The organism is Sporosarcina sp. P19 (assembly GCF_002743165.1).
In the GTDB taxonomy this organism is placed as follows: domain Bacteria; phylum Bacillota; class Bacilli; order Bacillales_A; family Planococcaceae; genus Sporosarcina; species Sporosarcina ureae.
On record NZ_PDYR01000013.1, the window covers coordinates 74713 to 88148 of the forward strand.

Sequence of the window (13436 nt, forward strand, 5' to 3'; positions counted from 1 at the left end):
GTTTGGAGAGGTCTGAGGAAGTTGTTTTTCCGGAGTTAGGGATGAAGTGCTTGTTGGATCATGAATTTCTTGTTTCGCTGGCAATAAAACTGGAAAGCCCATTGACTCCACTACGGCGCTGGTGGGGTCAATGGGCTTTAGCGATGTTACTGATCTTCTTCCTATTAGAACCACAACCAAAATAAATACTACTCAGTAGCGCAGGCACAACTGCGGGGTAGGCCGTGGCCAGGAGACAACTGGCAGCACCACCGCCAGCTGGCTCCTGGCTGGAGGCAATCCCCCACGTGCCTGCGCGGGTCCAGAAAGCAGACACTTACTAACTTTAATGTCCAACAGCAAGTCGAGCAACGTCCCAACAAAAAGTAACAAAGACCCGTAGCCACCTAGTCTTCCGCCAACCGCGTTTCTAGGTTGGGTACTGATCGCAATTTATCATTCTCTATCCTACTTAGAACCACAACCAAAATAACTACCACTTAGTAGCGCAGGCACAACTGCGGGGTAGGCCGTGGCCAGGAGACAACTGGCAGCACCACCGCCAGCTGGCTCCTGGCTGGAGGCAATCCCCCACGTGCCGGCGCGGGTCCAGAAAGCAGACACTCACTAACTTTAATACCTAAACGCCAGTCGAGCGACGTACCCAACAAAAAGTAACAAAGACCCGCAGCCGCATAATTATTCCGCTAACATGTAAACGTTAAAAAACATCATCTAGACTTCGGCTGATTCATGCCCGCAAGCTTCTTCACCAACTGCTCCAACAACACCGGCATCTCCCTGAACGCACTATCAATATGCAACCGCTCCGTCTTCTGATGCGCATCCTTACCAAACGGACCCACATTCAACACAGGCGCAGTTAGCTTACGCATATCTTCAAACGGAATTGAATACGTCGCACCATAGACCGGTGTATTCTCTGCAAACGCCTTCCAATGATCCTCTTCATCCTTATAGTGCACATAACTTAAATCGCAAATCCCATTGAAATAATGCACCTGCTCAATGGTTAGATCAAACACTTGTGCACGCTCCTGCAAAAACTCGATCGATTCCTGTACAAGCGGATCTTCAGACGAGTTGACAGCTGGATAATAAGGTGGCGCATAGAATAGCACGGTCGCTGGGCCTAGTTCCTGACACTCCATCATTAGCGTATCGACAATACGTATGCATTGCTCGCGGTCATCCCATTCTTCTTGTAACAGCACTTCCTGTTTCAATCGATTCACTTCGTTTTTCCCTAACTGTTCTTCAGCGTACTTTAATAACTCTTCAAAACGCAGTACTCGAATATCTCCTAGCGGCACTGCTGATTCACGATCACATACTGCTTTATAATGTTCATTACACTGTGCCATCGCCTCATTCGCCACTTGTTCGAATAAACTCATGATTTCAGCGGCTGTCCGCTTGAATAGAAAGACATTATATAACGCAGCTGCTCGCTGTGGTGTTTGTGTAGAGTACTGGATTTTCAAATCTTTTTGGTGCAGTGTGACCGGAAGAGGTGTTGATTCGTCCTGATGTATTTCACGGAATAGAGGATTCCACTCCATTTTACGCGTCAAAAATGATGCCATATAATCTGCAGTAATTCCTTTTAAAGGTTCACCGACATGCGTTTCTTTCCCATAGAATAAAGCGGAAGGCATAATCTTTCCGATTGTCCCGGAATAAACATATTCTTTCGTATCCGAAGGCCCTTGTGAAAATGAAGGCTCTCCGTTTAGGAATAATTTAAAGCGATGACCTTCCTGCTCTTGCAGACGGACAAGTTCCTTTACAGCAGCACGCATCCCCGCTGAGTTTACCTCTTCATCCGGTACTGTGCACAATAATAGATTTATAGGCCACTTCTCTATACTTGCTCGTTCGATCAACTGAATATGTAAAGCCAAACCCATCTTCATATCCATCGTACCTCGACCAAATAGGTATTTTCCTGACTCCAAATCAATGCGTGCAGCTTCAGGCAACATCTCTTTGTTTTCTAACAACTTCTTCGTCAATTCTTCCGGATGGAAAGCGAGCGGTTCAAGCGCTCCGTATTCATCTGTCTGCACAGTATCGAAATGACTGATCAAGACAATGGTATCTATGGCATCCGGATGTTCATACAAAGCATGCACGACTTGACGTCCAAGTCCCGCATCATGAAGCGTAATATTGTCAGGATTCTCAGTGAAATATTCCAGTTCACTCAACTTATTTTGCAACTTCCAGGAAAAGAAACGCTCTCCTTCCGTCAACGTACGACTATCCCAACTTACTAGTTCACACAGTAATGCACGCAGCTTTTCAGGGGTATCAAAACGGTATCGATTCATTCCATCTCCTCCTTCACGGTTAGGTAAAGTATAGCTGATTCGTAGCAAAATGAGAAAAGAACTTGTATGCCAGAGTGAGGCAAACAAGTTCTTTGTTTATTATTCAGACGTGGAAACTAGCTGTACGCGAGCCGACTTCACTTGCTCCACTGCACGTTTCAACTGTCGTAGATGACGTTTTTCGTGGAATCCTACGAAACGGAACCATTGAATTAACGGCACATTGCCAAAAACCGGATGCTTGAGCGATTTACAGCGAAGTTCTGTAATAGTGGCAGATTCATAGATATCCAGCAAATAATTTCTAGATGCATGCAACTTCTCTTTAACTTCTGGAATAGAAAGATGCATATCTGTTGGTTGTGTATATTCCATGAAATACGCCTTTACTAAAGGACTTGCCGATACACTGATCGGTTTTTTGAATACACGCAAACTCTCAGGATTTTTCAATTCTTGGGCGATGTTTGTAGCAACTCGACATTCCATTAATGCTAAATGTTCTACAATCTGTTTGGGTGACCAGCCGCCATGTGATGGTGTTCCGTTAAATTCCTCATCTGTTAAGCCATCAATCAACTGCAAGATGCGTTTACGGACCTTGATGTTTTCTCCAAAAACCATCAACATCTACCTCCATTTCTTCCTCGTAATCCATTCTATTGCCATAGCATACGCCTTTTACTCAGAGATTTAAAGGGGGAACGGTTATATTTTTTGTAAAGCTTGTCAATGGTGACAGAAGGGTGCCAACCAGCCTTGATATAAAAGGATTTCTACTCTATTCCATACGCTAGTTGTTCTACTTTATTTACTACTTCTTGCGCAGTAGGCATACCGCCTTGCGCACCGAATTTGCCTACCGATAATGAAGCCGCCACATTGGCGAACTGAATGGCAGACTGTAAATTGCTCCCTTGCACTAGTCGGCTAGCGAGCGCTCCATTAAATGTATCTCCCGCTCCTGTTGTATCTACAACCTTTGCAGGCACACCCGGCACGTAGATTACTTGCTCTTGATCATGATAACAAACACCGTCTTTTCCTAGTGTCACGAGCAGTTGATTCGGATAGTTGGTCAAAGTTTCTTCTATTGAAGTACCGAAGAGTTGCGCGCACTCCGTTTCATTAGGCGTCAAATAGTGAAGATACGGCATATACTCCAATTGAAAGCTGCTCGAAGGAGCCGGATCCATCACGACAGGCACTTCTAATTCATTACATAGCTCCAGCACAGACCACACCGTATCTATCGGAAGTTCCAGTTGCATCATCACCAGTTGACTAACCCCAATAACAGATTTTAATTCCCCAATTCGCTCTGGAGTCAACGCGTGGTTCGCTCCCGGTATGGAAATGATTCGGTTGTCCCCTTCCGTCAATAAAATAACGGCTACACCGGAAGGACCGTCTGCTTTTGTGATATATGAAGTATTCACTTGTTGATTCTGCAAATTAGCTACAATCATTTCTCCAAATGAATCCGTACCCGTCGTGCCGATCAACTGAACTTTCTGCCCAAGTCTTGCACATGCTACAGCTTGATTCGCACCCTTACCACCTGGTGCCGTCTGAAAGTCCTTTCCCCTAACCGTCTCGCCTTGTAACGGAAACTTGTCCGCTTGTGCAATGACATCCATATTCGCACTGCCAATTACTGTAATCATGCATACGCCTCGCTTCCCGACCTTTTATCGATCATATGCTTTTGTATGCCCTGTTTCAATATAGACTGCTCGCTGACTGAAAAGTTACACTTTGTGCTAAAGTATTTACATCGACTCGTTAAACAGTATAATGAATAAATATACATCAACTAGATTATACACAAGGAGAGAAATACCTTGAAAAAATATACAGCTAGCACTTGGTTAGTATTTTTAATTCCATCAATAATCGGTGTGCTATTATTCATGATTCCACTGCCATTTGCAGCAGGCTGGAAAGTACCGATTGCCAAATTGGCGGATTTATTGTCAGGCTCATTGGAACCGATTATTCCACAACTTATGATGTACTTGATCATTGCATCTGCACTCGGATCCGTGCTCTATTTATTCGTTAAAAAAGATCCAAACAGACCTTCATTCTTTACAAACTTATTCAAAGTGACACCGTTTTGGACGATTACCCGCATTGTAGGGGCAATCTTCGCGATCATGGTCGTCTATAAATTAGGACCTGAAGCGATTTGGAGCGAGAATACAGGCGGATTGCTACTTGCAGGTGATGGACTCGTTTCCTTCCTGTTCAGTATCTTCTTCTTCGCTGGTCTATTGCTTCCTTTATTACTGAACTTCGGTTTGCTCGAATTCTTCGGTACGTTGATGGTAAAGATTATGCGACCTTTATTCAAATTGCCTGGACGTTCTTCCATTGATGCACTCGCTTCATGGATTGGAGACGGCACAATAGGTGTCTTGCTAACAAGCAAACAGTATGAAGAGGGTCACTATACACAACGTGAAGCGGCGATTATTTCGACTACGTTCTCTGTTGTTTCGATTACATTCACACTCGTCATCATTGATAAAGTTGGTCTTGGAAACTACTTCCTACCATTTTATGCGACGGTTCTGTTCACAGGGTTGATCCTCGCCCTCATTATGCCAAGAATTTATCCTTTACGTTCTATTAAGAATACGTATATTGACGATCGGGAATATTCCACTGAAAATGAAAAACTGCCTGCCGGGACAAGCGTATTTAAACTAGGTCTCACTAGCGCACTTGATACGGCTTCAAAACAACGCTCAGTTGTGAAGACGGTTCGTGCAGGTATGCAGAACGTGCTCGACATGTGGTTCGGCGTGGCACCAGTGGTTATGGCTTTCGGTACGGTCGCTTTAGTGATGGCCGAGTATACGAGCGTATTCCGCATTTTAGGTAAGCCGTTCGAATACATCCTGAATTTCTTGCAGATTCCTGAAGCTGCCGAAGCTGCACAGACAATGGTCGTTGGATTCGCGGATATGTTCTTGCCTGTTATTTTAGCAGAAGGCGTCATTACATCGCCTATCACGCTATTTACAATTGCGGCAGTATCCGTAATCCAGCTGATCTACATGTCTGAAGTCGGCGGCTTGATCCTAGGTACTAAAATCCCATTGAATATTTTTGACTTACTCATCATTTTCTTATTGCGTACGATCATCGCCTTGCCCATCATTGCAGGTATTGCGCATTTATTATTTTAAGTAGGGTGAGAACCCGTTACTTCTTTTTGAAGTGACGGTTTTTTTTGTTTGAGATTGAGCGGATAAGGCTTGGGATTGAGCGGTTCACCTGACTGATTGATCGCTTGAAGCTTGAGATAGAGCGATTCACACGATTGATTGAGCGCTCTACGCCTGACTTTGAGCGGATAGTTCGACCGATAGAGCACTCCACCCCCAGCATTGAGCGGGGAGCACAACTGATAGAGCGCTTCACCCCTGACATTGAGCGCATAGCACAACCGATTGAGCGCTCCACCAGCATTGAGCGGGTAGCTCGATTGATAAAGCGCCTCACGCCTGACATTGAGCGCATAGCATAACCGATTGAGCGCTCCACGCCCAGCATTGAGCGCATAGCACAACCGATTGAGCGCTCCACCCCCGACATTGAGCGGATAGCACGATCAATAGAGCGCTCCACCCCCAACATTGAGCGGAGAGCACAACCGATAGAGCGCTCCACCCCCAGCATTGAGCGGATAACCCGACTGATAGAGCGCTCCACCTCCGTCATTGAGCGGATAGCACAACCGATAGAGCACTCCACCCCCAACATTGAGCGGAGAGCTCAACCGATAGAGCGCATCAAGCCCAACATAGAGCACTTCGCCCCCAACAACACCATCCACCTTCATCAAATTCCAACACAAAAAAACTGCTCTCAATAAAGAGAGCAGCCAAATGAAACAGCTTGAAAGCAACCCTGCTGGAATGTCGTGAATGTCCGCAAGTAAAGGGAGGGTTGCGTTTGGAAATTAGCGTGGCAAAGCAATGGTGGGCTTTTGTACGCTAATTACCAATGAATAGACGTGTACAGTTTGCTTTCAAGTGTTTACGCGATATACGTGTATGCTGACGGGGTTACCGAAAGCCATCTATACAGTGGAGGCCTATTCCACTGCATAGATCACCTTCGGAATGCCGGCGACAAGTTTTGTCTTGCCGCTGTGATGAATTACTTGGTTTCTACTGTCTCTGCCGGTAAGTGCTGAACTTTCACATCGAATGTCTTCAATTCATTTCCTAGGATTGGACTCGATACAGTCGGTGCTTTGACGTCATGTGTTTTTGCATTTTCACGACTATGTAGCCAGCTATCGAAAAACTGACGGTCTTCCCACGTCGTACATACTTTTATTTCGTCATGTTCTTCGTTGTCTCCATTCAACAATACTTCCATGCGAATGAAGCCTTCAAATGTGTGAACAGATTTTGCTTTTGCAAAACGTGCGGTTACTTGCTCGCCTTTCCCTTTTTGAACATATATCGTATTAATTGCGATCATTTTCTGCATCATACTACCTCCAATTTAATTGACTGTAAATATTCGAGGACGGGCGCTGATTGTGCCCCACCCACTGCTGCATGGCGAAGTAACGGAATGCCGTGTGGACCTTTCAGTTCATCCCAGCTCGGATACCATTTCAACAACGCTTTCACGATTTCGAGTTCACCGAGCATAGCAGCTGCGAATATATCCATACGTGCACCTTTTTCCAATAAATATTCCGCAATATCGCGATTGCCGGTATGCGCCGCAGCCCCGAGACCGCTTTCCCAGTCGTCACCACCCCAGTTCATGACAGCATGTACCAAATCAGGCTCCTGTTCAATCAGCTTTTGTACTTCTTCAAAATTCCCATGTGCTGCAATCAAGTAGTCACGTACCAGCGCTTGATCAATGGGTTGCTTCTTTTCTACATCAGCCCTCATAGCACTCACCCTTTTCTAATGTACTTGGTGTGAAAAAGTATTTCCCATTATTCATGAAAATCTCTGCGTCGATTTCGAAAATGGAATGGAACATTTCTTTGCATAGCACGCATTGTGGAATTCCGTCAAAACGCACACTGCCGTCTTTCAACACAATGAGACGATCGCTGTAACTTGCCGCTTGGTTAATATCATGAAGAACCATGATGATAGTCATTCCGTACGTTTCATTTAATTGTGTGACCAATTCCATGACTTCCAATTGATGCGAAATGTCCAAATACGTAGTGGGTTCATCTAGCAATAACACTTTCGGTCGTTGGGCAATTGCCATCGCAATCCACGCACGCTGACGTTCGCCACCGGATAATGACTGCAACATGCGATTCTTGTACTTCTCTAACTTCGTTACACCGATTGCCCAGTCAATAATCTCCTGATCTTCACGACTTAACTTGCCGTAGCCTGACCGATGAGGATGTCGTCCGAATTCTACCAACTCGCCTACCGTGACATCGAGCTGATGATCTTGCATTTGCGGAAGCATGGCTAAATTCCTGGCCACTTCCTGAGATTTCATTCGTTTCAATCGTTCGCCGTTTAGTAGAACTTCGCCGCTTCCGGGTGTGATCAGTCTAGAAATCAACCGCAGAAATGTCGACTTGCCTGAACCATTAGGGCCTAGCAAACTAACGATTTCCCCCTGCTTAATATGCAAATCAATGGACGTTAATTCGAATGAATCCGAATGACGATAGGTAAGTTCCTCAGTTATCAGCAAATGAATCCCTCCGTTTTTGAATGAGATACAAGAAGAATGGCCCGCCAAGGAATGAAAGTAAAATTCCGACTGGCAGTTCGATTGGATTAAATACTGTACGGGCAATCGTGTCCGCAACTACGACTAGCAATCCTCCACCGAGCGCGGAAGCCGGTAATAAAAACCGGTAATCGCCTCCTACTATGGAACGCATAATATGCGGAACAACAAGACCAACGAAACCGATCAAACCGGAAACACTGACAGCCATTCCCGCAAGTAGCGTACTCAACACGATGAGGAAAAATCGACTTCGCTCCACATGGTGTCCAAGCAACTTCGCCACTTCGTCGCCAAGACGTAGTATACGGATATGCTTGACTGAGAAGATGGCTAGCACGAATGCGGCAATTGCATAATAGATGATCACTTCAAACTGTACCCAGCCGACACCTGCGATTCCTCCTGCAAGCCAAGGTAACACCGCTTGCACACGGTCGCTGTATAGTAGCATCAATGCACTCATACACGCACCGATTACCGCGTTAATTGCGACACCGACTAAGATGATTCGTAAAGGCGATGCCCCGCCTCTCCATGACAATGCATAGATGACAACGGCAGTTGCAAGCGCTCCAAGAAATGCGGCAAGCGGTAAGAACATGATGTAGGCTGGATAAATAATCATAATGACTGTCGCCGCGAGTCCCGCTCCCGATGAGACACCAATAATACCTGGGTCAGCCAATGGGTTTCGCATAACTCCTTGTAATATCGCACCGGCGACTGCAAGGCTGATCCCAACAATCATGCCGACCAGTACACGTGGAAAGCGAAGTTCCCATACAATTCGCCGTTCCATCGTGTCATTGGCTATAAAAATTCCGTTCCAAATTTCCTGTATAGAGAACGAAACTGGGCCAATCATTAGGCTTAAGACAGCTGCGATGATGAGTAAACTGCCACTCGTTACGAGGACGATGACCCGCTTTCTGGCAAGTGGATGACGTTCTTTCTGCGTCTGTTCTTCTGTTGCAATCACCTTATTTAACCTGTCCTAAACTTTCTTTCATCACGTCTAGTGCTTCCACTACTTTTGTTCCAGGGTTCGTACCGAATAAGTGAGAAGGTAAGACGATAACGTTTCCTGCTTTCACTGCATCTAAGTTTTTCCACGCTGGATTCTTTAACATTTCGCTTTCAAATGCCGCTTTAACAGCTTCCGGCTCACCGTGTGTAATCAACATCACCATTTCAGGATTACGTTCGATGATTTTCTCGACGCTTAAGCTTGCATACTGTGGATATTTTTCTTCATTCGGGAAATCGCTAGCAATATTTTCCCCACCAGCCAGTTCTAGTAGATTACCTGATAATGAATTCGGAAGTGCCACCATGTATGTACCCGGTGCTCCGTATACTAATAAAGTTTTCACAGCATCTGCTTTGTCCGCTGTGCTTTTTTCAATTTGTTCTGTGATAGTGTTTTGTATGGTTTTTGCTTCTTTTTCTTTATCAAACAGCTGACCGAATAGTTTAATCGTGTTTTGAATGTCTTCCACAGAGTTAGCTGCTGTGTAGACAGTTTTCGTTCCTTGGCGCTCCATATTCGCTTCATGTTGCTTGAAGCTTGGTGCAGCGATCAGGACTTCAGGATGTACTTCCGCAATCTTCTCAAAATTCGGCTGATGCGGATTCCCAATTTCAGCGATGCCTTCTAAATCTTTATTCGGAGGTCCTTGCACTGTCGGTCGTCCATCTACTTCTATTCCAAGCGCTAGAAGCATGTCGAGATCACCTGAACTTAGCGTGGCGACAGATTTTGGTGTTTCGTCGAATGTTAATGTTTGGCCGGTCATGTCTGTCACTTCGATGCTTGTATCAGTTGTTTTCTCAATCTCTTCTGCTTTCACTGCGGATGCGTCTGTTTTATCTTCCGCTTTTTCTTCCTCTGCACCGCACGCACTGAGTACAAACAGTAACATCAGTACGCTTAACACGCCTGCTAACCTTTTCATCTCTTTTCATTCCCCCTCGAATACAATGAGAATGTTTCTCATTGAGTAACATCATAGTCGATAATGAGAATCATTGTCAAATAGATTTACAAGAATGAATACTTTGTCCTAGTGTTGGGATATTGTAACTGGTAAGGGATTTGTACGTTACCCAACAAGGAAACTCTTATTGTAGGGGGTCGTTGCTCGACTGGTTGTTGGGTACTGAAGTTAGTGAGTGTCTGCTTTTTTGACCCGCGCAGGCACGTGGGGGATTGCCTCCAGCCAGGAGCCAGCTGGCGGTAGTGCTGCCAGTTGTCTCCTAGCCATGGCCTACCCCGCAGTTGTGCCTGCGCTACTGAGTGGTATTTAATTTGATTGTGGTTTTAACTAGAAGAAGATCAGCAACATCGTGATTTCTATTTACATTGCCAGCAAAAAAACGAACATCTGACCAAACTCGAACAGGCAAGCACGTACAAGAACCAAAACCCAAAGCCGCTTTTTACGCACCTATCACCATGCCTAAATCTTGAATGTAACCGCTAAAACCTGTTTCCTCCTCCTCCATCAAGGGAATGCTAGCTATAACACAAACTACAAAGAAAGGAGTGAATGAGATGAGCGCTACACAAATCCTCATTTTATTAACCATAGGCTACGTCGCGATGACGATCGATAAAAAGCAGAAGAACTTTCCTCTTCCTGTCTTTCTAGTTGCGATTGGTTTCGGGCTGTCATTCATCCCCTACTTCGATAGCATCAATATATCCAAAGAAATCATCTATACTATTTTCTTACCAGGTCTGCTATTCACATCTGCGTACCACTACTCGGCTAGCTCATTACGAAAGCACGCCAGCGTTATCGGAACGCTTAGTACTGCTGGTTTACTCGTGACCGCTCTCCTCTTAGGACTCGCTACATATTGGATGGGAGCGAGTATAGAGATTTCATTAGTAGGGGCATTATTGGTCGCTTCTATTTTGACGCCGACTGACCCTGTTTCTGTTGTATCCATATTAAAAAAGTCGTTGGATGATCCTTCGGTTGCGGATATTGTCGACGGGGAATCTATGATTAACGACGGGACTAGTGTGGTGTTATTCACTGTATTGTTGACGATGTTCACGACGCAGCAAAAGTTTGAATTTTGGTCATTCGTAGGAGAGTTTCTTTCCGTATCGATCGGTGGTGTGGCTACAGGATTAGTCGCAGGTTGGATAGTCAGTAAAGCGATTCACCTTTCAACGCATCGGGAAAATCAAGTATTACTCAGTATCATCATTGCGTACGGAGCGTTTCATTTAGCCGAAGCATTCGGGTTTTCAGGTGTATTGGCAACAGTTGCCGCGGGTATTATGTTATCTGCTGAACTAGGACGTGCTGATGAGGAGGAAATGCACCGAGAGTCGTTGGATGGGTTTTGGGATGTGGCGGAACCTGCGTTGCTTTCGATATTGTTTTTAGCTATCGGAATTGTGTCAGCTGACTACTTGTTCCCTTTGCATAATGCCTTGTTTGCAATCGGAATATTTATCGTTTCGATTATCATACGATTTATCGTAATCACCGGGACGATGCAAGTATTCTCAGGTTATCGAAAGTTATTAAACATCAAAAAAGCCTCGCTCCTATCATGGGCAGGCATTCGTGGAACGATGTCAATTTTCTTATTGCTAAGCTTGGCCGATGCCGCAGACAGTTCAGCGGATGCGCTCGTTTCATTAGGATTCTCCGTAGTCTTGTTGTCACTCATCGTGCAAAGTATTGGTATTTATCCACTTTCAAAAGCACTCGAAAAGTAATTACTTCGAGTGCTTTTGTTGTCGTTGAATCATTTGCATGCGTTCATTGAACAGAGTCGGATAGGAAAGTAATCCTAAACAAACACTCGTTAATGCAGCCGTTGTCAATAATAGAAATATGACTAAGATTTGAAATTGGACAGCCTCTAACGGGTCCGCCCCTGCAATGATTTGACCGCTCATCATACCTGGCAATTGCACGAGTCCAATCGTCTTTTGGCTTTCAATGGTCGGGATCATACTTGCTTGAATAGAACGCATTAATTGTTTATGTATTGCCTGTTTTGGTGTGCCGCCAAGTGACAAGATCAGTTCACTTTCCGAGCGATGCGCTTCAACTTCCGACACGAAACGATTGAGGAATAAAATCGCTAGGACCATCGAATTTCCGATTACCATACCGGTCAATGAAATAATATACTGTGCAGTAGCTGGGACAATCTTGAAGCCAAGTAAGATACTTTGCGTCAACACTTCCAGCAATACAAACGTCACGATCAACTTCCACGTGATCCCTTTAATACCTTGGCCTTTTTTACGCGCATTTTGCACGGCTGCTCCAATCATCAAGATGACCATCAAGAAGATGAACACATAACTTTCCGAATCGAAGACAAACTTCAGTACGAAGCCTACCGCCACTAATTGCACAGTTGAACGGATCGTCGCGACAATGGTATCTTTCTCCAACTGCAATCCGAGTGTTTTGGACAGGACTAGCGGGATCAGCACAAAGATCAGTGTCAGGAATAAAGCAGTCGTACTCATGAAAAGTCCCCTTTCAAAAAGCGATGGACTGACGGGATATCTGAATGATCAAGTACAGATATTTCGCCGGCATCCACTAACTTCCCATCCACCATAATCCATGCATACTGCCCCATTCGCTTCGCCTGCTCCAAGTTGTGCGTAATCCAGATGACCGTAATAGCATGCTGAACATGCAGTTTACGAATCAAATCCTCTACTTCATTCAACGAAGATGGATCTAGCGCAGACGTAATTTCATCCATCAACAAAATCTTCGACTGATTCAATAACGTTCTGGCAATCGATACTTTCTGCTGCTGACCACCCGACAAGTTCTGGCTGTCACGTTCAAGATACTCTCCTTCAAGACCGACCTGATCTAAAATATCCAACGCTTTTTCTTTACTCAACGTCTTGCCTTGTAAACGCAATGGCAGTGCCAAATTATCATAAACACTTCCAGCAATCATTGGTGAATTTTGTAACACCATCCCCACTTTTCGACGGAGATCGATCGGCGACATTTCATGAATTGCCCGCCCCTGCATCGTAATATCCCCACAAGTAGGACTCAGCAGACCGTTACACATTTTTAATAAAGTTGTTTTCCCTGCACCCGAAGGCCCGACCAACACCGTAATCTCATTTGTAGGAAAAGATCCGGTTATCGTATCGAGAATCTTCGTGCCCTCCACTTTAAACGATACATTTTGAAAATGAATCGCAGGCTCATACAAGGTTGTATTCTGTTCACTATCCATTCATTTCACCTTTTCCACACTTCTTCATTCATCTATTTTCAATAAATCCAATGGAGTAATGATGCCGATTAGTTTCTCATCTTTACCACCTTGTTC

14 protein-coding genes are annotated in these 13436 nt (G+C 44.9%); 2 read left to right on the forward strand and 12 right to left on the reverse strand.

What is annotated here, in order from left to right:
* Positions 1-710 precede the first annotated feature (710 nt).
* The 3 genes from CSV74_RS13320 to rbsK form a co-directional block, all read right to left on the reverse strand.
* Positions 711-2333, reverse strand: a complete 1623-nt coding sequence (locus CSV74_RS13320) for a M20/M25/M40 family metallo-hydrolase (protein WP_099692044.1) — start codon at positions 2331-2333, stop codon at positions 711-713.
* A gap of 99 nt (positions 2334-2432) precedes the next feature.
* Positions 2433-2957 carry a DinB family protein gene (locus CSV74_RS13325; RefSeq protein WP_051210430.1) on the reverse strand — a complete coding sequence of 175 codons (525 nt, stop codon included), beginning with the start codon at positions 2955-2957 and terminating at the stop codon, positions 2433-2435.
* A 152-nt stretch (positions 2958-3109) separates the two neighbouring features.
* Complete coding sequence (gene rbsK / locus CSV74_RS13330) at positions 3110-4000, reverse strand: ribokinase (RefSeq protein ID WP_099692045.1); 891 nt, start codon at positions 3998-4000, stop codon at positions 3110-3112.
* A gap of 177 nt (positions 4001-4177) precedes the next feature.
* Here rbsK and CSV74_RS13335 point away from each other — a divergent pair, with 177 nt between their 5' ends.
* The gene (locus CSV74_RS13335; RefSeq protein ID WP_099692046.1) at positions 4178-5530 is read left to right on the forward strand and encodes a YjiH family protein; all 1353 of its coding nucleotides are present in this window, start codon (positions 4178-4180) and stop codon (positions 5528-5530) included.
* Here CSV74_RS13335 and CSV74_RS13340 read toward each other — a convergent pair.
* The 7 genes from CSV74_RS13340 to CSV74_RS13370 form a co-directional block, all read right to left on the reverse strand.
* Entirely contained in the window at positions 5527-5913 is a 387-nt protein-coding gene (locus tag CSV74_RS13340) for a hypothetical protein (RefSeq protein WP_099692047.1), read from the reverse strand. The two genes, CSV74_RS13335 and CSV74_RS13340, sit on opposite strands and share 4 nt — an antisense overlap.
* Before the next feature lie 42 nt (positions 5914-5955).
* The gene (locus CSV74_RS13345) at positions 5956-6201 is read right to left on the reverse strand and encodes a hypothetical protein (RefSeq protein WP_099692048.1); all 246 of its coding nucleotides are present in this window, start codon (positions 6199-6201) and stop codon (positions 5956-5958) included.
* A 305-nt stretch (positions 6202-6506) separates the two neighbouring features.
* Positions 6507-6845, reverse strand: a complete 339-nt coding sequence (locus CSV74_RS13350) for an antibiotic biosynthesis monooxygenase (protein WP_233190943.1) — start codon at positions 6843-6845, stop codon at positions 6507-6509.
* On the reverse strand, positions 6845-7264 hold the full coding sequence (locus CSV74_RS13355; protein WP_099692049.1) for an ankyrin repeat domain-containing protein: 420 nt from the start codon (positions 7262-7264) through the stop codon (positions 6845-6847). Before CSV74_RS13355 ends, CSV74_RS13350 begins: the two co-directional genes overlap by 1 nt.
* A complete protein-coding gene (locus CSV74_RS13360) occupies positions 7254-8045 on the reverse strand; it encodes an ABC transporter ATP-binding protein (protein WP_099692050.1) in 792 nt (263 codons plus the stop codon). The genes CSV74_RS13355 and CSV74_RS13360 overlap by 11 nt, the downstream gene beginning before the upstream one ends.
* A complete protein-coding gene (locus CSV74_RS13365) occupies positions 8032-9063 on the reverse strand; it encodes a FecCD family ABC transporter permease (RefSeq protein ID WP_233190947.1) in 1032 nt (343 codons plus the stop codon). The genes CSV74_RS13360 and CSV74_RS13365 overlap by 14 nt, the downstream gene beginning before the upstream one ends.
* Positions 9064-9067: 4 nt before the next feature.
* Positions 9068-10042 (reverse strand): ABC transporter substrate-binding protein, encoded by a 975-nt coding sequence (locus tag CSV74_RS13370; RefSeq protein ID WP_099692052.1) that lies wholly within the window; start codon positions 10040-10042, stop codon positions 9068-9070.
* Between the two features lie 599 nt (positions 10043-10641).
* On the opposite strand from CSV74_RS13370, the gene CSV74_RS13375 reads away from it, so the two are divergent.
* Complete coding sequence (locus CSV74_RS13375) at positions 10642-11829, forward strand: cation:proton antiporter (protein ID WP_099692053.1); 1188 nt, start codon at positions 10642-10644, stop codon at positions 11827-11829.
* On the opposite strand, the gene CSV74_RS13380 is transcribed toward CSV74_RS13375, so the two are convergent.
* Complete coding sequence (locus tag CSV74_RS13380; RefSeq protein ID WP_099669746.1) at positions 11830-12597, reverse strand: ABC transporter permease; 768 nt, start codon at positions 12595-12597, stop codon at positions 11830-11832.
* Positions 12594-13340: an ABC transporter ATP-binding protein gene (locus tag CSV74_RS13385; RefSeq protein WP_099692054.1), complete on the reverse strand. Its 747-nt coding sequence runs from the start codon at positions 13338-13340 to the stop codon at positions 12594-12596. Before CSV74_RS13385 ends, CSV74_RS13380 begins: the two co-directional genes overlap by 4 nt.
* Positions 13341-13436 lie beyond the last annotated feature (96 nt).

Bases quoted from the DNA above. Each gene is read 5' to 3' on its own strand.
- CSV74_RS13320 (WP_099692044.1), bottom strand. From the start codon at position 2,333: ATGAATCGATACCGTTTTGATACCCCTGAAAAGCTGCGTGCATTACTG.
- CSV74_RS13325 (WP_051210430.1), bottom strand. From the start codon at position 2,957: ATGGTTTTTGGAGAAAACATCAAGGTCCGTAAACGCATCTTGCAGTTG.
- rbsK (WP_099692045.1), bottom strand. From the start codon at position 4,000: ATGATTACAGTAATTGGCAGTGCGAATATGGATGTCATTGCACAAGCG.
- CSV74_RS13350 (WP_233190943.1), bottom strand. From the start codon at position 6,845: ATGCAGAAAATGATCGCAATTAATACGATATATGTTCAAAAAGGGAAA.
- CSV74_RS13355 (WP_099692049.1), bottom strand. From the start codon at position 7,264: ATGAGGGCTGATGTAGAAAAGAAGCAACCCATTGATCAAGCGCTGGTA.
- CSV74_RS13370 (WP_099692052.1), bottom strand. From the start codon at position 10,042: ATGAAAAGGTTAGCAGGCGTGTTAAGCGTACTGATGTTACTGTTTGTA.
- CSV74_RS13375 (WP_099692053.1), top strand. From the start codon at position 10,642: ATGAGCGCTACACAAATCCTCATTTTATTAACCATAGGCTACGTCGCG.
- CSV74_RS13380 (WP_099669746.1), bottom strand. From the start codon at position 12,597: ATGAGTACGACTGCTTTATTCCTGACACTGATCTTTGTGCTGATCCCG.
- CSV74_RS13385 (WP_099692054.1), bottom strand. From the start codon at position 13,340: ATGGATAGTGAACAGAATACAACCTTGTATGAGCCTGCGATTCATTTT.